This window comes from uncultured Merdimonas sp., assembly GCF_963929015.1.
Lineage (GTDB): Bacteria > Bacillota > Clostridia > Lachnospirales > Lachnospiraceae > Merdimonas.
This window is the reverse complement of record NZ_CAWVHE010000015.1, coordinates 22,606-44,306: the sequence shown is the minus strand read 5'-3', so window position 1 is coordinate 44,306 and position 21,701 is coordinate 22,606. Positions and strand designations below refer to the sequence as shown.

General features: G+C 53.7%; 25 protein-coding genes and 3 pseudogenes. 18 read left to right on the top strand and 10 right to left on the bottom strand.

Features of this window, described 5'->3' with window-relative positions; genetic code table 11:
- From ABGT54_RS10715 to ABGT54_RS10675, 9 genes and pseudogenes are all read right to left on the bottom strand, one after another.
- A partial coding sequence (locus tag ABGT54_RS10715) for a Maff2 family mobile element protein (protein WP_346664087.1) occupies positions 1 to 138 on the bottom strand: 138 nt, incomplete at its 3' end.
- A gap of 214 nt (positions 139 to 352) precedes the next feature.
- A pseudogene (locus ABGT54_RS10710) lies at positions 353 to 2,185 on the bottom strand (type IV secretory system conjugative DNA transfer family protein).
- Positions 2,182 to 2,682 carry a PcfB family protein gene (locus ABGT54_RS10705; RefSeq protein WP_346664086.1) on the bottom strand — a complete coding sequence of 167 codons (501 nt, stop codon included), beginning with the start codon at positions 2,680 to 2,682 and terminating at the stop codon, positions 2,182 to 2,184. Before ABGT54_RS10705 ends, ABGT54_RS10710 begins: the two are co-directional and overlap by 4 nt.
- Before the next feature lie 87 nt (positions 2,683 to 2,769).
- Positions 2,770 to 3,537, bottom strand: coding sequence for a BRO family protein (locus ABGT54_RS10700; protein ID WP_346664085.1), 768 nt, complete (start codon positions 3,535 to 3,537; stop codon positions 2,770 to 2,772).
- A 39-nt stretch (positions 3,538 to 3,576) separates the two neighbouring features.
- Positions 3,577 to 4,455: a DUF6017 domain-containing protein gene (locus tag ABGT54_RS10695; protein WP_346664084.1), complete on the bottom strand. Its 879-nt coding sequence runs from the start codon at positions 4,453 to 4,455 to the stop codon at positions 3,577 to 3,579.
- Positions 4,456 to 4,514: 59 nt separating this feature from the next.
- A complete protein-coding gene (locus tag ABGT54_RS10690) occupies positions 4,515 to 5,018 on the bottom strand; it encodes a hypothetical protein (protein WP_054334596.1) in 504 nt (167 codons plus the stop codon).
- Positions 4,993 to 5,286, bottom strand: a complete 294-nt coding sequence (locus ABGT54_RS10685; RefSeq protein WP_346664083.1) for a DUF5720 family protein — start codon at positions 5,284 to 5,286, stop codon at positions 4,993 to 4,995. Before ABGT54_RS10685 ends, ABGT54_RS10690 begins: the two co-directional genes overlap by 26 nt.
- A 14-nt stretch (positions 5,287 to 5,300) precedes the next feature.
- Positions 5,301 to 6,236: a ParB/RepB/Spo0J family partition protein gene (locus ABGT54_RS10680; protein ID WP_346664082.1), complete on the bottom strand. Its 936-nt coding sequence runs from the start codon at positions 6,234 to 6,236 to the stop codon at positions 5,301 to 5,303.
- On the bottom strand, positions 6,193 to 7,014 hold the full coding sequence (locus ABGT54_RS10675) for a ParA family protein (protein WP_346664081.1): 822 nt from the start codon (positions 7,012 to 7,014) through the stop codon (positions 6,193 to 6,195). Before ABGT54_RS10675 ends, ABGT54_RS10680 begins: the two co-directional genes overlap by 44 nt.
- Positions 7,015 to 7,317: 303 nt before the next feature.
- On the opposite strand from ABGT54_RS10675, the pseudogene ABGT54_RS10670 reads away from it, so the two are divergent.
- The 4 genes and pseudogenes from ABGT54_RS10670 to ABGT54_RS10655 form a co-directional block, all read left to right on the top strand.
- Positions 7,318 to 7,488 (top strand): annotated as a pseudogene (locus tag ABGT54_RS10670) (site-specific integrase); the annotation flags it as partial.
- Positions 7,489 to 7,605: 117 nt separating this feature from the next.
- Positions 7,606 to 7,980 (top strand): annotated as a pseudogene (locus ABGT54_RS10665) (transposase); the annotation flags it as partial.
- A 99-nt stretch (positions 7,981 to 8,079) separates the two neighbouring features.
- A complete protein-coding gene (locus ABGT54_RS10660) occupies positions 8,080 to 8,463 on the top strand; it encodes a TnpV protein (protein WP_346664080.1) in 384 nt (127 codons plus the stop codon).
- Positions 8,464 to 8,475: 12 nt separating this feature from the next.
- Positions 8,476 to 8,760, top strand: a complete 285-nt coding sequence (locus tag ABGT54_RS10655) for a DUF6809 family protein (RefSeq protein ID WP_346664079.1) — start codon at positions 8,476 to 8,478, stop codon at positions 8,758 to 8,760.
- A gap of 59 nt (positions 8,761 to 8,819) precedes the next feature.
- Here the strand turns inward: ABGT54_RS10655 and ABGT54_RS10650 are convergent, their stop codons facing one another.
- On the bottom strand, positions 8,820 to 9,665 hold the full coding sequence (locus ABGT54_RS10650; RefSeq protein ID WP_346664078.1) for a helix-turn-helix transcriptional regulator: 846 nt from the start codon (positions 9,663 to 9,665) through the stop codon (positions 8,820 to 8,822).
- Positions 9,666 to 9,884: 219 nt separating this feature from the next.
- On the opposite strand from ABGT54_RS10650, the gene ABGT54_RS10645 reads away from it, so the two are divergent.
- The 14 genes from ABGT54_RS10645 (at position 9,885) to ABGT54_RS10580 (ending at position 21,660) form a co-directional block, all read left to right on the top strand.
- On the top strand, positions 9,885 to 10,316 hold the full coding sequence (locus tag ABGT54_RS10645; protein WP_346664077.1) for a hypothetical protein: 432 nt from the start codon (positions 9,885 to 9,887) through the stop codon (positions 10,314 to 10,316).
- The gene (locus ABGT54_RS10640; RefSeq protein WP_346664076.1) at positions 10,300 to 10,605 is read left to right on the top strand and encodes a molecular chaperone; all 306 of its coding nucleotides are present in this window, start codon (positions 10,300 to 10,302) and stop codon (positions 10,603 to 10,605) included. The genes ABGT54_RS10645 and ABGT54_RS10640 overlap by 17 nt, the downstream gene beginning before the upstream one ends.
- A 430-nt stretch (positions 10,606 to 11,035) precedes the next feature.
- Positions 11,036 to 12,280, top strand: a complete 1,245-nt coding sequence (locus tag ABGT54_RS10635) for a serine/arginine repetitive matrix protein 2 (RefSeq protein WP_346664075.1) — start codon at positions 11,036 to 11,038, stop codon at positions 12,278 to 12,280.
- The gene (locus tag ABGT54_RS10630; RefSeq protein ID WP_346664074.1) at positions 12,277 to 12,978 is read left to right on the top strand and encodes a CHC2 zinc finger domain-containing protein; all 702 of its coding nucleotides are present in this window, start codon (positions 12,277 to 12,279) and stop codon (positions 12,976 to 12,978) included. Before ABGT54_RS10635 ends, ABGT54_RS10630 begins: the two co-directional genes overlap by 4 nt.
- Positions 12,938 to 14,296, top strand: a complete 1,359-nt coding sequence (locus ABGT54_RS10625; protein ID WP_346664073.1) for a virulence-associated E family protein — start codon at positions 12,938 to 12,940, stop codon at positions 14,294 to 14,296. Before ABGT54_RS10630 ends, ABGT54_RS10625 begins: the two co-directional genes overlap by 41 nt.
- Positions 14,297 to 14,563: 267 nt before the next feature.
- On the top strand, positions 14,564 to 14,731 hold the full coding sequence (locus tag ABGT54_RS10620) for a hypothetical protein (RefSeq protein ID WP_346664072.1): 168 nt from the start codon (positions 14,564 to 14,566) through the stop codon (positions 14,729 to 14,731).
- A gap of 72 nt (positions 14,732 to 14,803) precedes the next feature.
- Positions 14,804 to 16,447: a recombinase family protein gene (locus ABGT54_RS10615; RefSeq protein ID WP_346664071.1), complete on the top strand. Its 1,644-nt coding sequence runs from the start codon at positions 14,804 to 14,806 to the stop codon at positions 16,445 to 16,447.
- A gap of 198 nt (positions 16,448 to 16,645) precedes the next feature.
- Positions 16,646 to 17,248 carry a recombinase family protein gene (locus ABGT54_RS10610; protein ID WP_346664070.1) on the top strand — a complete coding sequence of 201 codons (603 nt, stop codon included), beginning with the start codon at positions 16,646 to 16,648 and terminating at the stop codon, positions 17,246 to 17,248.
- A 219-nt stretch (positions 17,249 to 17,467) separates the two neighbouring features.
- Positions 17,468 to 17,884, top strand: a complete 417-nt coding sequence (locus ABGT54_RS10605; RefSeq protein WP_346664069.1) for a PqqD family protein — start codon at positions 17,468 to 17,470, stop codon at positions 17,882 to 17,884.
- 1 nt (position 17,885) lies between these two features.
- On the top strand, positions 17,886 to 18,281 hold the full coding sequence (locus ABGT54_RS10600; RefSeq protein WP_346664068.1) for a hypothetical protein: 396 nt from the start codon (positions 17,886 to 17,888) through the stop codon (positions 18,279 to 18,281).
- A 79-nt stretch (positions 18,282 to 18,360) separates the two neighbouring features.
- The gene (locus tag ABGT54_RS10595) at positions 18,361 to 19,470 is read left to right on the top strand and encodes a radical SAM protein (RefSeq protein ID WP_346664067.1); all 1,110 of its coding nucleotides are present in this window, start codon (positions 18,361 to 18,363) and stop codon (positions 19,468 to 19,470) included.
- On the top strand, positions 19,463 to 20,329 hold the full coding sequence (locus ABGT54_RS10590) for a hypothetical protein (protein ID WP_346664066.1): 867 nt from the start codon (positions 19,463 to 19,465) through the stop codon (positions 20,327 to 20,329). The genes ABGT54_RS10595 and ABGT54_RS10590 overlap by 8 nt, the downstream gene beginning before the upstream one ends.
- 46 nt (positions 20,330 to 20,375) lie before the next feature.
- On the top strand, positions 20,376 to 20,744 hold the full coding sequence (locus ABGT54_RS10585; protein WP_346664065.1) for a hypothetical protein: 369 nt from the start codon (positions 20,376 to 20,378) through the stop codon (positions 20,742 to 20,744).
- A gap of 49 nt (positions 20,745 to 20,793) precedes the next feature.
- Entirely contained in the window at positions 20,794 to 21,660 is an 867-nt protein-coding gene (locus tag ABGT54_RS10580) for an AP2 domain-containing protein (protein ID WP_346664064.1), read from the top strand.
- Positions 21,661 to 21,701 lie beyond the last annotated feature (41 nt).

Genomic DNA, 21,701 nt, shown 5'->3' with positions numbered 1-21,701 from the left:
CATGCCCTGGCTTTTCGCGCCGGGGTTGTCGTTGCCGTAACCTTCCAGCAGGTTGATGACGCCCCATACGCCGAGACCGGCACCGAGGGCGATAACGAGGGTCTGGAGAACGGTGATTGCCTGATTGAAAAATTCCATAAATAAAGTTGGCCGGAATCAGTTTGAAAAGTTTGATTTAGTCATGGTTCATAGGCATACAAAAGCCGGATGATCGCCGCCCGGTTTCCGGGGGCTTGATTCCGGCCTTCCTCCTTTTTCATTTTTTTGATAGAGATCGTCCGCTTTGTACGCCGATGGCCCCTTCGGGGCGGTTGTGGCGAGTAGATAGGACCCCTCCTTTCACAGCGGAACATCATTCGCCAGCTGCGGCGTCGATCTCATACACGTCGCAGACCTGGTTGGGTTTGAGCTTCAGCCGGGCCTTGAGGTAGCCTTCGATGTCAAAGGCGTTCTTCGGGTCGGCGTCAGCGGTGTACTTGTAGTTGGGGTGCTGGGTGATGTCGTACTTATCCGACAAAAACGGCCGCACCCCGCGCAGCTGGAGGATGCACTTGCCGCCGTCCATAACGGCCAGCTCATCCTGGCTCATCAGCGCCTTGCCCAATTTTTGATAGTTGAGCGAGTGGGAAGTCTCCCGCCCCCCGGCTCTCGCCGGTGTTGTAGGTGTCGATGGTCTCCTTGCCCAGCACGGCCTCCAGCTCCTTGAGCGTGGTTGGCTCCTTGCCGCCTAGGAAAATGGAGGAATCCATATTTCCGATGATGGTGTCGGCGTTGTCCTTGTAGATGGCCTTGAGCTGGCTCTGTGCCTGCAAGACCAGGCAGGCGGAAATCTCCCGGCTTCGGATGGTGGCGACCAGCTTTTCCAGCTTGGGGATCTGGCCGATGTTGGCGCACTCGTCGATGAGGCAGCGCACATGGACCGGCAGCCGCCCGCCGTACACATCGTCGGCCTTTTCACAGAGCAGGTTGAATAGCTGGGTGTAACACATGGAGATTAAAAAATTAAAGGAATCGTCCGTGTCACTCATAATCAAAAACAGCGCCGTCCGCCGGTCGCCCAGCGTGTCCAGCTCCAGCTCGTCGTAGGACGTGACCTCCCGCAGCTCGGCAATGTCGAACACCGCCAGCCGGGCACCGCAGCTCACCAAAATCGACTTAGCGGTTTTGCCCGCGGCCAATTTATATTTGACATATTGCCGCACCGCGAAGTGGTTGGGTTCCCGCTCTTTCAGCTCATCGAACATCAGGTCCACGGCGTTTTTGAACTCCTCATCGTCCTCCGGACCTCCATGCTGTTGATCATCTCGATGAGGGTGGAAAAGTTCTGTTCCTCCACCGGGGCTTCGTAGTGGATGTAGCCGATCAGCGCGCAGTACAAAAGCGTCTCTGCCTTGACCCAGAAATCATCCCCGGCCTTGCCCTCGCCCTTGGTGTTGGCGATCAGCGTTGTCACCAGCTTCAAGATGTCCTTTTCGCTATGGATATAGCTGAAGGGGTTATAGTGCATCGACTTCTTGAAGTTGATGGTGTTCAGCACCTTGATCTGGTATGGCTCATACACGATTTTGCCGTGTTTGTCCTTCACCGGCTTGCCGTCCTTGCCCAGCTTGGGCGCACCCCGCTGGAGCATTTTGCCGCACTCCACCAGGATGGTGCCCTTGGGATCGGTAACGACGTAGGAGCTGTGCATCTGCATCAGATTGGGCTTGAGCCAGAAGCGGGTCTTGCCGGAGCCGCTGCCGCCGATGACCAGCACGTTCTTGTTGCGGGCATACTTGGGGTTTCTTGGGGCGGCTGGACATGGTAAGGCGCTCGGTTTGGGTCAGAATGACGTTATTCTGGAACACCGGGTCGATGTAGGGGGCAATATCCTCATGGGTGCCCCAACGGGCCGAACCATACTCCACGTTGTGGCGGTAACTTCTTGGCGTTCTTGCCTTTCAGGTACACCGCCAGCCGCAAGCCAGCGCCGCAGCAAAGCCCCACCAGAAAATCCAGCGGGTGCAGGCTGGGCCACCCAGCTCGCCAGCGCCACCGGCAGGGTGGAGAAGAACGAGAGCATCTTGGCCGAGGCATCCGCGCCGGTCGCCAGCCGCCAGGCTTCGCCCAGGTTGGTGGCAAACAGGCCCAGCAGGAAGTAGGGCAGGTTCAGCAGCACCAGCTTTTTCACATTCACCTGCTTCATCGTTCCAGCTCCTTCCGGCGGCTGCGGTCCACCACGGTATTTTTGAGCAGCTCTTTGAACTGGGCGAGCTTCTCCAGCACAGGCGGGCGCTCGCTGCGGTCCGCCTTCTTGACCTTTTTCTGGGTGTATTCAGAAAAAGCAGCGGTCAGCGCGTCGGCGTCCCGGCCCTTGAAGAAGATCAGGTACTTGGGCGGCGAAGTGCTGCGGTCCTTTTTCACCGCATAGTCCACGCCGTACTTGCGGGCGATACGCTCAAAGTCCCGGATGGACGGGTCGTTGATCTCAATGTTGGAAACGCCCTGGTTCTGCCCGATGAGCTGCTTTACCGTCTGTTTGCCCTTGGGGGTGACGGGGGAATCCCGGCTGCGCTGCTTTTCCAGCTTCTTCTCCCTGCGGTGGGCCATGTACTTGGATATGGCGGCCTTGAACAGCCGCCCGGTGAACTTTGTGCCGCTGACTACCAGCGTCAAAGTCCTGTTTTCCACTTCCTCCTGCATTTTTCTCGCCTCCCTTCGTCGGTTATGCAGAAAGCGGTCTTGGGTACTAAGGCGGGACCACCAGCCGCCGTAACAGGTGGCGGCCCGTCATACCGTCACCAAAATCAGGGACCGAAGTTCCGCAAAGTGCAGCTTGCCCTTTGGCGTCACCAGCGTGTAGGAGCCGGTGTGGCCGTTGCGGCAAAAATCCTTGACACAGAACAGGCCCTCGTTGCTGCCTTTGGCGTAGGGCAGCACACAGCCCGACGGAGTGCGGTAGACGTACCGGCGTTCCAGCAGAAAGCGGATAAAGCGCCGCTCCGGCACGTCCAGCTCCTTGGCGGTGGTGCGCAGGTTGGTGCTGTGCCGCAGGTCGATGAACAGGTCGTAGTAGACGGCCTTGCCTTGCAGCCGGGCGTTGTCCGCTTGCAGCGCCGCGTTCTTCTCGCGCTCCGCCAGCAGGTCGGAGCAGAGCTTCAACAGGGCTTCCGGCGAGGTGGCGACCTCCCACAGCTTCTCCCTGGTGAGGTAGGCCCCGTGCTGGCGGATGCTGGGCAGGACTTCATCGAACACCCAGCGTTCAAATCGCTCCGCCGAGGGCAGCTTGCTGTGGACGATGAGCCGGTAAACGTCGCCTTCGGGGATAAAGAGCATCTCCACCATCTGTACGGCGGGTGAGCCATCTGCCTTCTTGCCGGTCTGGACCCCTATGGAACATTTCGTTCCACAGCGGGTGTGGTCGCGGACGGCCTTACGGGGATTGGCATATCCCAAAGCAGTTGCTACATCCGTTCCGCAGAACAGCACCTTGCCGTCCTGCTCAAAAGTGCGGATGCTTCCAAACTCCGGGTTTTTGAAAATTTCCATCTGGTTCATATCGTGCCTCCTTGGGCGGTGCAGCAGAAAAGGCAGCCATTACCAGCCGCCTGCGTGCATATCGTGGTTGACCTGGGCCGTGTAGTGATTGTTCATGGTGGTGGGCGCGTTGAACAGCACGGTCAGCAGGTACTGCTTCATGTTGCGGACCTCGGTGGTGTTGTTGTGCAGGCACTCCATGACGAACTCGATGTGGGAGCTGTCCAGCTTCAAGAACCGGGACCGCACCACCTCATGGGGGAAGTCCGCCCCGGCGATCCGGGTGGTCTTACGCCTGGCGCAGACCGTCTCCACGATCAGCTCCACGATCTCGTCCAAATCCTCCCGGTAGGTGGCAAACTCCCGGCACAGGTGGTCGTACTCGATGTTCTCCAACACCAAATCCCGATAACTCTGCATTTCTTCCACCGACATCGCATCCCGTCCTTTCCGTTCCGGCGGCCTGGCCGCCGCAGTTTCCCGGAAGGGAATGGAATCGGTACTTGCTCCCTGGGTATTTGATTTTTGGGTCTTTGATTTCTCTATATTTAATTCTGCGGGCTTTTCCGTATCCGGGCTATCCAGATACGGGTTTTCCGTATCTGGTGAAGCCGTATCCGGCTGGGGCGTATCCGGCGCTTTGGGCTGGGGCTGCTCATAGATGACATACTCGGTGTCGCTGATGCGCCCCTGCCGGTCCCGCATCTGGTGGCGGACGATATACCCGGCGGCTTCCAGCTCCCGCAGCGCCCCGCCGATGGCGTCCACGCCCTCCTTGCAGATTTTGGCGAGGCCGCGTGTGGTGTAGTTCCAGTCCTCCGGCAAGGACAGCATCATGGAAAGCAGCCCCTTGGATTTCAGCGACAGCGCCTTGTCGCGCAGGTGGTGGTTGCTCATAACGGTATAATCACGGGTCCGTTCAATACGAAAAACGGCCATTTCATCACTCCTCTCGGCATTCATGGCATAAAAAAAGCCGCTGTCAGTTATGACGCGGCTCAAACTTCATAGAAAACTCCGGGCATCCCGTCAAAGGGATGGTCGTTGATGTCCTCAAAGGCATCGGCAATCTCCTCTGGCGGATAGCCCTGCCAGTCCCGGCCCTTGACGATATGGTGGACTGTGCGGTAGCAGGTAGAAAACCGCTCGTATGCCGAACGGTATTTTGTGGTTACACCGGACACCTCCACAAACCGTCCATTCTCCAGGAGCCACAGTTCCCGGATACAGGCGGCATCCACCTGGGTGGAATGACTTTGGACCGTTTTTTGATAAATGCAGCATCCCCGCTGGGGAAACAGCTCCGGCCCGTAATAGTCCAGGGCGCGCTCATGGCTGCCGGAAGTCTGGTAGGCAAGGACGGTTTCCCCACGATAGCGCACACCCTGCGCCACAAGCTCCAGGTCCAGTCTGGAGAGCGCCCGTTTCCGTTCCTTTTTATCAGGGAACAGGTGCAGATACGCTGTGCGAATGGCATCACAGATTTCTTTTTCTCTGAACATCTCGTTTCCTCCGTTTTTTCTTTACATACAGGACGTGGCCCTCAATCACATGGGCGCACTTTTTGATTTTGATCTCCCGGCGCTGCTGGCTGAGTAAGGCGGCCTGATAACTGTCCTCGGTGAGAAACAGCCGCATTTCATCGCCGGGGCTGCCGTAGGAGCCGGGGCGCAGGACGGAAAACTCGATCATCCAGCGGGTATTGTCCCGAAAACGCTCCACAGCCAAAATGTTATGTCCTTTCAGCTCACGGGCTGAAATATCCCTCATAGGCGGCTCCTTTCTCAGCGTTCGTGCTGTTGCTGGCGCTTGCGCTGCCACTGTTCCAGCAGCTTGATGATGGTCTCCTGCATCCGGGCGGGGGTGTAGCTCTTTGGAAAATACTTGCGCAGGGTGTCGCTGGTGAAGGTGATCTTGTCCAGGTCGTTTTTCTTTTCTTCCCCCATGATGACGCGCATCATGTCGAGGGTCAGGTGGCCCTCCTGGCTGTACTTTTTCAGCCGCTGGGCCTGAGAGAGCGACGGCGTGGCCTGTTCGCTGTCCATCGCGTCCAGCAAATCCCGCTGTTCCTCTTTCTTGAGAAAGGACAGCTCATAGGCCGGATTGAAGGCGATTTTCTTCTCATCCACCATGTCCAGCATCTCGGGAATCAGCTCGGTCAGGCGGATGTAACGAAAAATCTGGTTTTTACTCTGGCCAACCTGTTCAGCCAATACCTCGCTCGACTTCTTCCCAAAATCGTTCCCAAGTTGGGAACAATTTTCTTTAGACGGTCTGCCAGCCTGTCGCTTCATGGCCTCCAACTTCATCTTATAAGCAAAAGCCCGCTCACTGGGGAGCAGGCTTTCCCGCTGCAAATTGCTGTCAACCATGATAATGGTGGCCTGGTCATCGTCCAGATCCCGGACAATAACCGGCATGGTATCCTTGCCAGCCAGTTCGCTGGCCCGGTGCCGCCGGTGCCCGGCGACCAGCTCATAGCCGCCGTTCGGGTCCGGGCGGGCAATGGCCGGGACCAGCACGCCGTACTGCCGGATGCTGTCGGCGGTCTCCATCATGGCCTCGTCATCCTTGACCTTGAAGGGGTGGTCCTTGAACGGATGCAGCTCGGACAGGGGGATTTCCAGAACCTTCTCCCGCTGGGCATCGGCGCGGCTTTCCTCGGTAGAAAACAGGTCATCGACTGAGGCCAGCTCTACTTTTTTCGCGCTGCTTTTCAAGTTTTATCACCTCCCGTGTCAGATTTTTATAGGCTTCCGCCACCTTGCCGCCGGGGTCATGTGCGAAGATGCTCTTGCCCTCGGCGCTGGTCTCCTTGGCCCGGACCGAATGTGGAATCTCGGTGCCAAACACCTTGATTTTGCTGCCGTAGGTTTCGCGCAGCAGGGCGGCGATCTCTTTGGCAAAATTGGTTCGGTTGTCCACCATCGTCAGCAGGATGCCGTCGATCTGGAGCTTAGGGTTCAACTGCCGCTTGACCTTGTTGATGGTGGACAGCAGCTGTTCCAGTCCCTTGGCGGGCAGATACTCCGCCTGGACGGGGACTATGATCCTGTTGGCGGCGGCCAGCGCGTTGACCGTGAGCATTCCCAGGGAGGGCTGGCAGTCGATGAGGATATGGGAATACTGTCCCTTCACCGTGTCCAGATACTGCCGCAGGATGGTCTCTCGGCTCATGGCATTCACCAGGGATACCTCCATGCCGGAGAGCTGGATGTCGGCGGGCATGAGGTCCACGCCCTCCGGGTGGTGCAGGATGCCCTCGCCGGGGCGCAGCGGCTCGTCCATGAGGATGCGGCCCATCGCGTCCGAGAGGGTAAAGGGCAGCTTGTCCGGCTGCGGGTTGCCCAGGCTGATGGTCAGGCTGGCCTGGGGGTCAGCGTCCACCAGCAGCACCTTCTTTCCGGCCTGCGCCAGCCCGATGCCTAAGTTGGCGCAGGTAGTCGTTTTGCCGACGCCGCCCTTCTGGTTGGCAACGGCGATGATTTGTGGGTTCAATGACTTCACCTCATTTCTGATTGGGTGTTGTCATGTGCCTGCATAACAGCCCTGGAAACAACAAAAGCCGCCACTTAAAACAAGTGACGGCTTCGCTTAAATCCAATATTCTGTTGTGTTTGGAATCAAAAGGTTTTGAGTTCCTTTCTGCTATTCATTTGTCGTTAATGAAACACCACCTGCAATTCGACTTATTTCAGTATGATTTTTCGGTTTGGAAAAGGATGAAAAAATCAGACTGAAAACCTCAAAACCCTTGATCCTACGGGGCTTTTCCGGTTTGTCGTAATTATACCGTAAGGGCATTCGCATATTTCTCTGCTGATCAGTATGGGATTTTCGGCTGTATCAATTGGAAATAGGGTAGGACATGAAAGTGTTGATATTACTTATCGTTATGCCCATATGTTTCCAACAGAGCAAACAAAAATGGCAAAGTTATTGAACGAAGAATTTAAGGAGCTTCCTGTATAATTCAAATATAGGGAATCCCATGAAAGGTGGTTGAGAAAAAAGGATACCTCAGAGTAAAATAAGATTTGCTGACTTTGCGGGTTAGTAAAAATCTTATTAAACAGAGAGGTATCTGAAATGAAGTATAACACACAAAACGCAAAAATTGCATCTATTACGGAAGAAACTTTAGTCCTTGGGATTGATGTCGGAAGTGCAACCCATTATGTAAGGGCATTCGACTGGCGTAATTATGAATTTTCCGATAAGCCACTGGCGTTCAGTAACGATGAAGCAGGGTTCCTGACATTCATGGCATGGGTTGAGGATATCAAGGAGAAAGCTGGCAAAACCGCTGTGATCCCCGGAATGGAACCAACGGGACATTACTGGTTCAATTTGGGGAAGTTCCTGCAGGACAGTGGGATGAGGCCAGTCCATGTAAATCCGCACCATGTAAAAAAATCGAAGGAGATGGATGACAATAATCCGGACAAGAATGACCGTAAAGATATGCCATAATTCATGGTGACGAGTTCAGTTGCCTTGAATAACGGATGGACAGGGACACGATCAACTGGATTCGTACAAAAACGAATACAGGAGATCGATATGGAAGAATTGAACAAACAAATTCATGATGACAGCAACGGCCTGGATTATGTCCTTGCCGGAGATTACTACATTCCAGACCTGAAGCTGCCAGAGGAAAGCCGTCCCATCGGGCGGTGGGGACGGATCCACAGGGCATTTTTGAAAGAACACCGTCCCGGCAGGTACAATGAACTGCTTCTGTCAGGGACACTCTGGACGTATCTTGCCGACCTGAATGACCAGGCCGCTGACCGTCTGGCGTGTATCATCTCGCAGATGCAGGCGGCAGAAGGCATCACCGAGGAACTGAAATCCCGTGACCCGCTTGCCTGGGTCCAAGCCATGAACAGCATCCAAAGCCGGGCAGAGGAGATCATCTTCTCTGAGATGGTCTTCGTCTGAAGGAGGTGCTGCATGGTCCTGGAAGAAATGTATAACGGCAGGTTTTATCCCTGTGAAACGGTGGTTGCCGACTCGCAGGAATACAGGAGGGCAGTCAAAGCCTGTGCCGATCTGATGGAGAGCTTATCGGAACGGCTGAGCAAGGAAGACTATAACCTGGTGGAAGAACTGCGTACACAGGAGGCAATCATCCAGTGCGAGGAAAACGAAAGCCACTTTAAATATGGTTTTTCAGCGGGGCTGCTCGTCCAGCAGGAAGCCCGGGAGCAGGTGAAGCTGCGGGATAGAAACAAATAGTTCCGGTCCGGAGCCGGGAAACACGGAAGCCATTCACTTTTAACGGTGGATGGCTTTTGTTACCTGCGTTTCTTGCGCCTGGGTGCGCAGTGCGGCTGTAGCCTGGTTTTCCCCCGCATGTTGTTGGGATTTTTGAGTATCCGGGACAGGCTTAGTATCCGCAGGAATGCCGAGAAATCTTCCGAAGAGATCTTCTCAAAGGGGATCTGCAGCTTATCGCAGAACTCCTGGATCAACATTTCCAAATCGCTGCCCTGCCCCACGGCCTGCTCAAATTTTTCCTTCACATCCTCCAGCGAGGGCTGCGCATCGGCAGTGGTCCTGTCTTTCCTGTGGGCCTCCCGGATATCCCGGATGATGCCGTCCAGGTCCTCATGCAGGACATGGCTGAAAAAGTCGCTTTCCTGCACCTGCCCCAGTTCCAGTGTCCGCACATAGAGGTCGTTCTCTCCCGGGGCATATTTATCCAGGACAGCCTGCCGGGCGGCCTCCAGCACCAGGTTCATCTGCTCCACCCGCATATCGGCGATCCGGTCGATAAAGATTTCCATATCTGTCATGAACCGCTGAAAATCCGGATGCGTAGCCAGTTCGCAGAGAAGCCGGTTGTTGATCTTTCTGCTGCTCAAAAGTTCCACCATATCGTCACTCAGATGCAGGGCCTGGAGTTCTGTGTCTGGGTGATTTTTATTTTCCGCCAGCCCCATCAGGTAGTCGGTAGATACGCCGTAAAATTCCGCCAGCGTTGCGATCGCAAACGGGCTGATGTCCTTGTAGTCATCGCTCTCATATTTTCCCAGCGCCGATTTGGACAGGCCGGTCTGTTCCGCCAGCTGTTCCAGTGTCAGGTGCCTTTCCTTGCGCAGATCCTGGAGCCTTTCCGGGATCGTCAGTTTATAATGCATCCAATGCCCCCTCTCTCTTACATTTCCTGAAGTAGCTGCCCCCATTATAACACGATTCCAAAAGCGTGGAAATATAGGGATTTTGGGAAGTTTTCCAACGTCTTGGACATAGGAAGATAGCCCAGTTTTTTCGGTAAAATGGTTCCTGTAAGAAAGATATAGAACCTTAAAACTGAATGACCGGGCGCAAGGGGATATGCCCCCCGGGGAAGTGACGCCATGACGAGAGCGCACCAAAGGGGGCGATACGCCGGGAGAGATTCCGGGCAGGAACGGCTTGCGGGCAGACCGGCACACAGCAACAAGTTTATCATGCGGGGCTATGTCCCCGCAGCAAAGAAACGGAGGAATATCATTATGACATTGAGCAGGAAAGAAAAGAAGATTTTGTATGCTTTTGGTTGTCCCAGCCGCAATCATACGGTGACCCGGCTGAAGTGGCTGGCAGCCATGGCTGTTGACCCGGAGGCAAAACGCCGGATGCTGGGTCTGGTCCGGAAGATAGACACGGAGACCGGAGAAAGCTGGTATGAAGCTTTTTACCACCATCTTCGCAGGGAGATGGACGAGTGCCGCCGTCTCAAGCGCAGCCTGCGTGTACTGAAAACCACTACGGATTATGAGGAGGGAATGTATGACAAAGCTGTCTAAATATGAGAAGGAAACCATCATCAACTGGAATGAGGGGGAGCGCCTTGCCAGTATCTATACCTTCAACGCCAGCCTGAAGCGCAGGCTTGCCGATTTCAGCCGGAACTATCCGCTGCTGTGCCGGTTGGAGCGCAGCACACCGGAGGGCGGCGTGGTCTATGTGCTGGACAAATCCCGGCTGTCCATCCGGCTGGTGCCGCCCTACAGTGAGGAACGGAAAGCTGCCGCCAGCGCCTACGCCAGGGAACACGGCTTTCAGGTCCTGACACCAGGGAAGAAAACCGCATGATTTCGGGGCATTTACGGGAAAAACAGCGGGCCTGTATCCGATACTTTGACCGGCAATCCCCGCAGGCGTATTCCGTATCCAGATCCCGCTTATGGGCGCAGCGGTGTGGATACGGAACCGGTGAAACGGGCGGGCACCGCTCTTTGGGTGGATGCCAGGTTCACCGGCGGGAGTACAGAGGGCAGCCAGCCCTTTGTTGGAGTCAAGGGGCAGCGCCCTTTGGCCGGGTACAGGGCGGCAGCGCCTGTGCGGCGTGGAGAGGCGGCGAGCCTTTCCTCCGGTGTCCAGAGGTGGAAAACCTTGGCCCAGGGAAAGTTGATGCCTGCGTCAACTTGTACTGGGTATTACCTGACGCAGACTTTCGCAGGATCTGCGGCTTCGCCGCCTTTCCCCGTCCCCGGAACATCTTCGCAGGAAGGAGGAAAATTGTTTGAAACTGACACGACACAACGGGCGCTCCGGCAGGCATGGCACCTACAATCCCCGCCACAATGACCGCCGGTTCGATGTGGAGAACAGCGAACACATTGACGCCGGGCGGGCCAGGCAGAATGTCTACTGGGACTGCTATCGGGGCTTCACCCTCCATGCGTTCCGTGAGAACCCGGAGCAGCCGGATTTCAGCTTTGAGGAAATCGAGCGGATGTACTACACGGAGCATTACGGCGGGCATGTCCTGGCCCAGAACGCCCGGAATGAAAAGACCCGGCATACCGAACGCAACCGCACGGTGGAAGACCTGCTGAAGAATAAAAAGACCTGCCCGGAGGAGACGCTGTACCAGATCGGCACGGTGGAAGGATCGGTTCCGCCGGAGGTGCTGTTTACGGTTGTCCGGGAATTCCAGGAAGAGTTTGAGCGCCGCTTCGGCTCCCATGTCCACATCTTAGATTGGGCGCTCCATCTGGACGAGGCCACGCCCCATATCCATGAGCGCCATGTGTTTGACTGTGGGAACCGCTACGGGGAACTATGCCCCCAGCAGGAGAAGGCGCTGGAGGAATTGGGCATCCCCCTCCCGCACCCGGAGAAGCCAAAAGGCAGGCACAATAACCGGAAGCAGACCTTTGATGTGGTCTGCCGGACACTCCTGTTTGAGATAGCAAAGCGCCATGGGCTGCAACTGGAACAGGAGCCGTCCTACGGCGGGCGAGAGTATCTGGAAAAGCAGGATTATATCCTGATAAAGCAGAAGGAACAGCTGACGGCCCAGGAGCAGAAGCTGGAAGAACTGACGCTCAAAATCGGGGACGTGGAGACGCTTATTGATGAGGTTTCCGATGCGGCCTATGACAAGGCGGTGGAGGTGGTGGCCGATACGGTCCGGCAGGAAACCCACAAGGAAGATATCCGCCTGATCGAGGAGACAAAGAAGTGGGTGCTTTCGCCGGAGCGCAAAGCACCGAAGAAGGAGCGTGACTACGCCGCCGCCCGCCTGGATGGCGTGATCAAAAAGATCAAAAATGCCATGCAGAACGCCCTGGCAAACATCCAGAAAATACTGATGCAGCCGGAGACCAAACAGGCCGGGAAGGCGCAGATCAAAGAAAAAGCCAGGGAGACAATGAAAGACCGTCTGGCAAGGGCAAAAGCGGACGCTGACCGGAAGAACCGGGAGCGCTGGGAACGTGAGGGGCGGACCGCTCCTGCAAAGAAACACAATGTGGAGTTATGAGGCATCTGATTTCAGGATTCAGATGCCTTTTCTTAAGTCTGGAGGTGACAACATCGAATGTGTTTGAAGCGGTGAAGCAGGCTGTCCCCACAAGGCAGGCTGCGGAATTTTATGGGATCCAGACCGGCAGAAATGGGATGGCCTGCTGTCCCTTCCATGATGACAGGCATCCCAGCATGAAGGTGGACCGCCGGTTCCACTGCTTCGGCTGTCAGGCGGACGGGGATGTGATTGATTTTACCGCCCGTCTGTTCGGGCTGAGCAATAAGGAGGCGGCGCTGAAGCTGTCGGAGGATTTCTCTGTCAGCTTTGATGCCAAAGGACATGACCCGCCCCGCAAGAGACCGATCAAACGGAAAATCAGCGAGGAACTGCGCTACCGGCAGGCGGAGCAGAAATGTTTCCGGGTACTGTGCGATTATCTGCATCTGCTGGAACGATGGGAACAGGAATACGCCCCGCAGACGCCGGAGGAAGCATGGAACCCGCTGTTTTTGGAAGCATTACACAAAAAAACCTGTACCGAATATCTGCTGGACGTGCTCCTGTCCGGCAGCATGGAGGAACGGGCATCTATTGTCGCTGAGCACGGAAAAGAGGTGAGGAAGATTGAAAAGCGATTATCAGAGTTTACCGCCAGCCACCCGGCAGGCCGTCATGAGCGCAGCCGAAGCATTAGCGCCGGTGCAGAGCGTTGACGAGGTGCGGGAAAGCCTGTCCGTCACGGAGAAGGGCCAGCCCGCCAACACCATCGGCAACTGCCGGACGGTGTTCTGCCATGACCCGCTGCTGCGGGACGCCATCCGGCTGAACCTCCTGACGGGCCGGGTGGATATTGTGCGGGATCTGGGCTGGCGCAGGGATACCAGCGCCCTGACGGATACGGACGTGAAGTACCTGCTCCTTTATTTTGAGCAGAACTACGGCCTGACCAGCGAGAAGAAAATGACGGCAGCCCTGTCCATTGTGGCGAATGAGAACTGCTACCATCCCATCCGGGATGTGCTGAACGGCCTCGTGTGGGACGGGACGCCCCGCATCCGCTCCTGCCTCCACCATTTCCTGGGTGCAGACCAGAGCGACTATGTAGAGGAAATGTTGAAGCATTTCCTCCTGGGCGCCATCCGCCGGGTGTTCTCTCCCGGTTCCAAATACGAGGAAATGCTCTGCCTAGTGGGCGGGCAGGGGGCCGGGAAATCCAGCTTCTTCCGCCTGCTGGCGATCCGGGACGAGTGGTTTTCTGACGACCTGAAAAAACTGGATGACGACCGGGTGTATCTGAAGCTGCAGGGTCACTGGATCATCGAGATGTCGGAGATGCTGGCTACTAGCAGCGCCAAAAGCATTGAGGAAATCCGTTCGTTCATCAGCCGCCAGAAGGAAACCTACCGGACGCCCTATGAAGCCCAGCCCAAAGACCGACTGCGGCAGTGTGTGTTCGGCGGTTCATCCAACACGCTGGACTTCCTGCCCCTTGACCGGGCCGGGAACCGGCGTTTCCTTCCCATCATGATTTACCCGGAGAAAGCGGAGGCCCACATCCTGGAAGACGAGGACGCTTCCAGGGCCTATCTTCTGCAGGTCTGGGCAGAGGCCATGACCATCTACCGGAGCGGGAAGTATTCCATGAAGTTCAGCAAGCCCATCCAGCGGCAGCTTGTGGAGGTGCAGAAGGATTTCATGGCGGAGGACACCGAGGCCGGGCAGATCCAGGGTTTTCTGGAACATTACACCGGCAGCATGGTCTGCTCCAAACAGCTGTTCCAGGAGGCGCTGGGCCACACCTATGAGGAGCCGAAGCGGTGGCAGCTGCACAATATCAACGAGATCATGAACACGGTGGTAACTGGCTGGAAGCCTTTCTCCAATCCGAGGATGTTCGCCGGATATGGCAGGCAGAGGGGCTGGGAACGGGACGGTTCCGGCAACGAACTGCCCGGCAACAAAGATGGATTTTTGGAATTGAGCGAGGATGAATGCCGCCAGCTGGAACTTCCAAAGGAGTGGATCGCATAAAATCAGCAGTCTGTTGCCGGGATGGTTGCCATTTGGTTGCCGGGTTCGTTGCCGGGAATTTCCCTGCCTGAGTACGGGAAAAGCCTGTAAATCAGAGATGTTTTACTATTTATCTTTATCTCCGGCAACGAAAGCAACGACATTTTTCAGGAAAATTTATAAAATAAGATTTGCAGGCCAGACGGTAGTTTACAGGTTTTTTAAGGCTCGTTGCCGGATTTCGTTGCCGGTGCTGCCCACAGGCCTGCCATTCTATGGAGGCAGTCTATGGAAAAAAGCAAAAATCAGAACAAGAAAATACGTTTTATCGTGGTTCGGGAGTTCTCCGGGGAGAAGCCCATGGAGGAGGCTTTTGAACAGGTCATTGAGCGCCAGGCCTGCAAGCGTTTCGAGGACTGGCTGGACACCCGGGAAACCAGGAAGGAAGCTGCGTAAAAACGGTTGAACCAGGGGCAGGGACATGGTATTATCATAGTATCGTGTCCCTGTTCATAGAAGGAGAACGCTATGAGCAGGAAAAAACAAGTCTATGAAAAGATCACCGCTCTCTACTGCCGGATCTCTCTGGATGACGGCGGCGACAATGAGAGCATGAGTATCAGCAACCAGAAATCCATGCTCCGGGACTTCGCAGAAAAGAACGGGATGTTCCGGTATGAGTATTACGTGGACGACGGCTATACGGGCCGCAACTTCAACCGCCCGGCCTTCCAGCGCATGATCGCTGACATTGAGGCGGGCAAGGTCGGCTGCGTGGTCACGAAAGACCTGTCCAGGCTCGGCAGGAATTATATCGAAGCCGGAAGTTATATCGAGATCTTTTTCCCCCAGCACAAGGTACGCTATATTGCCATTACGGACGGCGTGGACAGCCTGACCCGCCAGGAGATGGATATCACGCCCTTTAAGAATATCCTGAACGATATGTACAGCCGGGATATCTCCAAAAAGGTACTGGCCGGGCGCATGGCCCGTTCCCGGCAGGGAAAGTTCTGCGGCGGGAGGCCTCCTTTCGGCCTGATGCGTGACCCACAGGACAAGGGGCATCTCATCCTGGACCCGGAGACAGCGCCGATCATTCGCAAGATTTATGACTATGCCCTGGACGGGATGGGTTCCATGAGGATCGCCAAGCGGTTGATGGAGGAAAAGATCCCGATCACCCAGGTGCGGGCGAACACGGAATTTGGCGCTAACTATTACGCTTGGGGCGTGACCAGGATCTGCCATATCCTGCGGAATCCTTTTTATAAGGGGGCGCATCTGGTCTGCCGGACCCACCAGAAGGGCATCCGCTCCAACACTTATGACATCATCCCCCGTGACCAGTGGGAAGTGATCGAGGGCTGCCATGAGGCCATCGTGACGCCGGAGGAATGGCAGAGGGTGCAGGAACTGATCGACGGCAGGCCCACGATCATGGAAGGGAACGCCTGCCCCTACTACAACATCTTCCACGGCATCATCTACTGCGCCACCTGCGGAAAATCCATGCAGGTGCGGTATGAAAAGGTGGGCAGGACAGACCGGAACCGCTTCACCGGGAAAATGCGGGAACCCATTGACCGTGCCTATTATATCTGCCAGACTTACAACCGGATGGGATGCAAGGTGTGCTCCAGCCACAAGATCGAGGCCAGAGACCTGTACGACCTGGTGCTGAAGGACATCCAGGAACTGGCAGCCCAGGCCATGAAGGACGCTGATGCTTTTTACCAGCGCCTCAGCCTTCGGATGGAAAGCCGGTATCTGGCAGACACGGACGGGCTGCACAGGGAAAGGGAGCGGCTCCAGAGCCGCAACCAGGAGATCGACGATATGTTCTTAAACCTTTATACGGACAAAGCAAAAAGGATCCTTTCAGAGCAGCGTTTTTTGAAGCTGACTGCCGCCCTGGAACAGGAGCAGGAGGGGAACCAGCGCAGGCTCCGGGAACTGTCCGATATGGAGCGCCGTTCCAGTGAGCAGGAAAGGGACGTGCGGGCGTTCCTGTCGGAGATCCGGCAGTGCGCCGCCATCACGGAACTGGACGAGACGGTGCTGCACCGGCTGATCCATAAGATCCTGGTCGGTGAGGTCCAAAAGGTGGACGGCCAGAAGGTGCAGGAAGTCAGGATCGTGTATAACTTTGTCGGGGAACTATCGGCATAAAGAATAAGGATACTTTTTAAGACCGTAAAAATGCCGGAAGGCAGAAGAAAATAGAAAATACGGTAAAAACCTGGTAAAATCCAGGAAGGCAGTGTGTCAGCAAACGATGCACTGTCTTTTTTATTGCCTTCCGGCAGGCACACAGACAGTGGCGGGACGGGATATTTTTCCCGGCATCCGCCAGGAAAGGAGGAACGATTGGCAATGACATATGGCTATATCCGTGTCAGCAGCCGGGACCAGAACGAAGACAGGCAGCTGACTGCCCTGAAAGCATGGGTAACGCCCGAAAATATTTATATGGATAAACAATCCGGAAAAGACTTTAACCGTCCACAGTACAAAAAGCTGGTCCGGAGATTAAAAAAAGACGACCTGCTCTATGTCAAGAGCATAGACCGTCTGGGACGCAACTATGAGGAGATCCAGAACCAGTGGAGGATCCTTACGAAAGAGAAAGGGATCGATATCGTAGTCCTGGATATGCCGCTTCTGGACACCCGCCGGGGGAAAGACCTGATGGGAACCTTCCTGAGCGATATCGTGCTGCAGGTACTCTCCTTCGTTGCGGAAAACGAGCGAACCAACATCCGCCAGCGGCAGGCGGAAGGGATCGAAGCGGCGAAAGCCAGGGGCGTCCGGTTTGGAAGGCCGCCGCTGGAAACGCCGGAGCATTTCGAGAAAACTGTGCACCTGTGGGAAAAGAAAAAAATAAACATCCAGGAAGCCCTCGAACGCAGCGGAATGAGTGAATCTACGTTTTACCGGAAGGCCCGGATGTACAGAACACCGAAAAAATAAGTTGTCAAATAGTACACTTTATAACATCAAATTTACAGATAACATTATAATGCATATCTCTTAAAATGGCAAGCATTTTCCGTTTTTTTGTAAGATTTTCTTTGCTTTTTCGGCGTTTATGCAGGTAATGCAGGCTGATTTTAGAAACATTCATAAAGTGTACTATTTGATTGATGTCCCTACTTAAGAGATATCCAGGAAAAGTGAGGAAGGTGTTATGTGAAAGAATACAAAAGCCCGGAATACCACTTTGTCCGTAATCCAGGCGGGCTAAGCGGTAGCGAACTTGCAAAGCTGTCCGATGACGAACTGTCCAGATATCTCAGCGGTGACAGTTATCAAAGGGAAAAGAAGAAATACCGGATCAAATCCGGATACATACTCAGGGAGATCGCCGGAGAATATGCGATCGTCCCGGCCGGGGCGGAAAGTGAAAGCCCGCTGGAGAACACAGTAATGGCTCCAAACGGTTCGGCGGTTTTTATCTGGAAAAGCTTTGAACAGCCCAGCACACTGGAAGATGTGGTCATCCAAGGAATGCTGGAATATGAAGTCGAAGAAGAGACGATCCGGAGATCGATCAATCGTTTTATAAAGGAAATGCTGGAGTATAAAATTTTAGAGGAGGTAGATTGAAATGAAAAAGAGATGGGAAGAGCCAAGAATTCTGGTTCAGAAGTTTATGCCGAATGAATATGTGGCAGCGTGTGGAGATGAGAATAAGGTTTATAAATTTACATGTGATGCTCCAACTGAATGGGGAAGTGGACTTGTATATGTAGAGAGTAATGGAGAACCTGGTCTACAAGTGAGTCTCTTTGGAGGGGGAGATACTTTTAGAAGTAACTATCATCCTTGTGGTGAAACACATGAAGCACCTGTTACAGATGACTTCCTGCAAGGATATTATATCCATGATTTGGAAAGTGTCTTTAATCCAACACAAATTATAATTTGGACAGGATTGAACAACGATAATACACATTGCACTACAAATCTTGAGATGAGTACTTGGGAAACAGATAAATCCTGATACTAAATAATGAAAAAATAGCAATTATTTTAGAACCGGGGGCTTCGGCTGCCGGTTCTTTTCATAAGAGAGGGAATCAATGGCTTGTATAGACAATATCACTTCTTCCGTAGAACGTGCTTTGATTAACCAGGCAAAAGAGAAAAAAGTACCTATCAACGGAAGTCTGGAACTGCTTCCGCTATGCAACATGAACTGTGATATGTGCTATGTCCGGCTGAGCCGGGAAGAAATGGAGCAAAAAGGTCGGCTTCGCACAGCAGATGAATGGCTGGAGGTCGGGCGGCAGATGAAAGACGCCGGTGTGCTGTTCCTTCTGCTGACAGGAGGGGAGCCGCTGCTGTTCCCGGATTTTAAACGCCTGTATCTGGAACTGCGTAAAATGGGTTTTATTCTGACGATCAATACGAATGGAACCTTGATAAATGAGGAGTGGGCCGATTTTTTTGGAAAGTATCCGCCCCGCCGAATAAACATCACCCTTTATGGCGCTGACGGGGAGGATTATAAGAGACTCTGCCATTATCCCGGCGGATTTCAAAGGACAATACAGGGAATGCGACTGCTCCGTGATCATGGGATTGATGTGAAAATCAGCTTCAGTATCACAAAAGCAACCCGTCATAGCATGGGCAGAGTGTTTTCTATCGGGGAAGAGTTGCAGATTCCTGTACATATCGATCCTTATATGATGCCTGCAATACGGGAAAGAAACCGTCCTTTTTCAGAGCAGACCCGTGTCCTGCCGAAAGATGCAGCTGTAGCCGCTCTGGAGGCGCTGAAACTCCAATTTCCAGGAGAAATCTATGATCAGTATGTTAAGCAGGCAATTGCCCGGGTGGAAGATCCGGATTTTCCCCGTGGAGACGGACATGTATCCTGTTTGGCTGGAAATTGTTCGTTTACCATCAACTGGCAGGGACAGATGCGTCCCTGTGTTGTGATGTCTTCTCCATCCGCTTCAGTCTTTGAGAAAGGGTTTGCGGCTGCCTGGGAAGAGGTAAAAAAGGAAGCATGGAAGCTGACAATTCCTAAAGAATGTACAAAATGTAAGTTCAAGCCAATCTGTAAAGTATGCGTGGCTGCTTCTCTGCTGGAGACAGGGGCATATGATGGGATTCCGGATTATCTCTGCCAGTATTCCCAGGAGTATTACCGTCTGTTGTTGGAGGAACAGAACCATGGATAAATTATTTCGGATCGGTGATTTCTGTTTCCGTGTTATCTCAGAGTTGCCCTATGCGGCCCCGGATCATTTCCAGCAGTTTGCTATAGAAGCTGGAAGACCGGAGTATACCTACCATATACAGGAGGCACAGGTCCTTCCAGGATTGGAAGGAAAGCGGATCGCCCGTCGTCCGGATATGGAAGTGATCCGAGAAGGAACGAAAGAAAGCCGTTTGATCGGGATAAAAGGGACACCCGGATATTATGCATGTTATCGGGAAATCTCTTCAGGGAAAGCGGATATATGGGTGACAAAACTGGTCCAGGAACTTATGCCTTCGGATACCGTGTATGGTTCTCTGTTTGCCCTGGATCGAAGGATGATTGAGCGTGGAGGGCTGATCCTGCACTGCGCATACATAGAATACCATGGAAAGGGCATTCTTTTTTCGGCTCCGTCAGGAGTAGGAAAATCTACACAGGCGGCATTATGGGAGAAATACAGGAATAGTGTAACTGTAAATGGGGATCGGGCGCTCCTTCGGAAGAAAGAAGGAAAATGGCTTGCCTGCGCATGGCCAGTCTGCGGCTCGTCACAAATCTGCAAGAGGGTTGATGTTCCTGTCCATGCAATCGTCATGCTGTGTCAGGGAAAGAAAAACAGCGTGATGCGTTTATCACCCATAGAGGCATTTCGCCAACTATATCCTCAAGTAACAGTCAATCAATGGAATCCGGAATTTGTCCAGGCTGTGATCAATGGGATGGAAGACCTGATCTTGCAGGTTCCTGTCTGGCAGCTGACCTGTGACATCTCAGAAGAAGCCGTACAGTGCCTGGAGAACGCACTCTTTCCGGACGATACAAGTAAGGCGAGATAAAAAAATAAAAACATAAGAAGGAAAGGAAGGCGGTGAATCTTCTATCATGGATGAAATCAGATATATTGCGGAAAATTTAGGAAAAACAGGAATGTCCATAGAAAAGATCGCCAATGTCCTTGAAGTGGATATTCATACCGTAGAACTATGGCTGGATGATGCGGGGATCAATCCAAGGGAATACAAGGATATGCTCTATCAGCGGCAGATGGATGGGATCGCTGAGGCAAAAGCCAAAGGCATAAAATTCGGACGCCCGAGGGTTGAGCCGCCGGATAATTTTTCAGAGATAGTAAACGCATTGGAAAATAAGGTGATCACTACAAAAGAGGCGATGCAGCAAAGCGGTATGGCGGAAGCTACCTTCTATCGTCGGCTGCGGGAATACAGAAAAAGACGCAGTGAAACTATTTAAAAAGTTCCTTTTCGGCTCAAGAGTGCCAGGTATTGATGGGGGTGGTGTTTTGAAAGGGAAAGACCTGACCGGAAAACGTTTCGGAAAACTAACGGTTCTGGAGCCAACAGATCAGCGTGTGCGGGATGCGGTGGTGTGGCGCTGCCGTTGCGAATGTGGAAACGAAATATTGGTAGAAAGCCGCCGGTTAAAACCGGGTGCAATCTTTAGCTGTGGCTGTGAACCATCTCCCTATGAAGGAGTCAAAGACTTAACAGGATATCACTTTGGAAAACTGCTTGTCAAAGGCCGGTCTGGAAATAAAGCAAAAGATGGCAATCCCCTCTGGCTCTGCCAGTGTGATTGCGGGAAGGAAATCGAGACAACAAAGCGGAGACTGATCACAGGCGGAGTGAGAAGCTGCGGCTGTGGAAAAAGACCGCCTTTAAAAGACTGGGTGGGAAAACAGTTTGGTGCACTGACGGTTCTGTCTTATGCCCGCAAAGAGAACGGCTTCCATTTGTGGCACTGCAAATGTGACTGCGGAAAGGAACTGGATGTACGCCAGTCCAATCTGCAGAACGGATGGACGAAAAGCTGTGGGTGCCTGCGTCAGCCTCAAAATAATCTCCACTATGAAAACGGCACGTGCGTGGAGATGCTCCAGCCGGGCGTTATGTATAAAACAAACACCAGCGGAGTCCGTGGTGTCTATTACAACAAGAAACGCCATAAATGGATCGCCCAGATCATGTTTCAGCAAAAATGCTATTACCTGGGCGGATATGACCAGATTGACGATGCTGCTGAAGCACGAGCCGAAGCTGAAGAAAAACTTTTCGGGGATTTCCTGAAATGGTATGATACGGCGTATAAAAAATCGAAAGAGGATATTCGGAATAAGATCGAGGCTGACAATGCTGTTAAAAGTCAATAACGTTTATTTACAGTACCCTTCTCCTGGCGGAGAGGGGTTAT

Excerpts from the sequence above, each read along its gene's own strand:
- ABGT54_RS10705 (WP_346664086.1), bottom strand. The coding sequence starts at position 2,682 with ATGCAGGAGGAAGTGGAAAACAGGACTTTGACGCTGGTAGTCAGCGGC.
- ABGT54_RS10590 (WP_346664066.1), top strand. The coding sequence starts at position 19,463 with ATGGATAAATTATTTCGGATCGGTGATTTCTGTTTCCGTGTTATCTCA.
- ABGT54_RS10685 (WP_346664083.1), bottom strand. The coding sequence starts at position 5,286 with ATGAGGGATATTTCAGCCCGTGAGCTGAAAGGACATAACATTTTGGCT.
- ABGT54_RS10625 (WP_346664073.1), top strand. The coding sequence starts at position 12,938 with ATGAGCGCAGCCGAAGCATTAGCGCCGGTGCAGAGCGTTGACGAGGTG.
- ABGT54_RS10600 (WP_346664068.1), top strand. The coding sequence starts at position 17,886 with ATGAAAAAGAGATGGGAAGAGCCAAGAATTCTGGTTCAGAAGTTTATG.
- ABGT54_RS10690 (WP_054334596.1), bottom strand. The coding sequence starts at position 5,018 with ATGTTCAGAGAAAAAGAAATCTGTGATGCCATTCGCACAGCGTATCTG.
- ABGT54_RS10655 (WP_346664079.1), top strand. The coding sequence starts at position 8,476 with ATGGTCCTGGAAGAAATGTATAACGGCAGGTTTTATCCCTGTGAAACG.
- ABGT54_RS10695 (WP_346664084.1), bottom strand. The coding sequence starts at position 4,455 with ATGGCCGTTTTTCGTATTGAACGGACCCGTGATTATACCGTTATGAGC.
- ABGT54_RS10660 (WP_346664080.1), top strand. The coding sequence starts at position 8,080 with ATGGAAGAATTGAACAAACAAATTCATGATGACAGCAACGGCCTGGAT.
- ABGT54_RS10650 (WP_346664078.1), bottom strand. The coding sequence starts at position 9,665 with ATGCATTATAAACTGACGATCCCGGAAAGGCTCCAGGATCTGCGCAAG.
- ABGT54_RS10640 (WP_346664076.1), top strand. The coding sequence starts at position 10,300 with ATGACAAAGCTGTCTAAATATGAGAAGGAAACCATCATCAACTGGAAT.
- ABGT54_RS10615 (WP_346664071.1), top strand. The coding sequence starts at position 14,804 with ATGAGCAGGAAAAAACAAGTCTATGAAAAGATCACCGCTCTCTACTGC.
- ABGT54_RS10585 (WP_346664065.1), top strand. The coding sequence starts at position 20,376 with ATGGATGAAATCAGATATATTGCGGAAAATTTAGGAAAAACAGGAATG.
- ABGT54_RS10620 (WP_346664072.1), top strand. The coding sequence starts at position 14,564 with ATGGAAAAAAGCAAAAATCAGAACAAGAAAATACGTTTTATCGTGGTT.
- ABGT54_RS10645 (WP_346664077.1), top strand. The coding sequence starts at position 9,885 with ATGACGAGAGCGCACCAAAGGGGGCGATACGCCGGGAGAGATTCCGGG.
- ABGT54_RS10630 (WP_346664074.1), top strand. The coding sequence starts at position 12,277 with ATGAGGCATCTGATTTCAGGATTCAGATGCCTTTTCTTAAGTCTGGAG.
- ABGT54_RS10700 (WP_346664085.1), bottom strand. The coding sequence starts at position 3,537 with ATGAACCAGATGGAAATTTTCAAAAACCCGGAGTTTGGAAGCATCCGC.
- ABGT54_RS10595 (WP_346664067.1), top strand. The coding sequence starts at position 18,361 with ATGGCTTGTATAGACAATATCACTTCTTCCGTAGAACGTGCTTTGATT.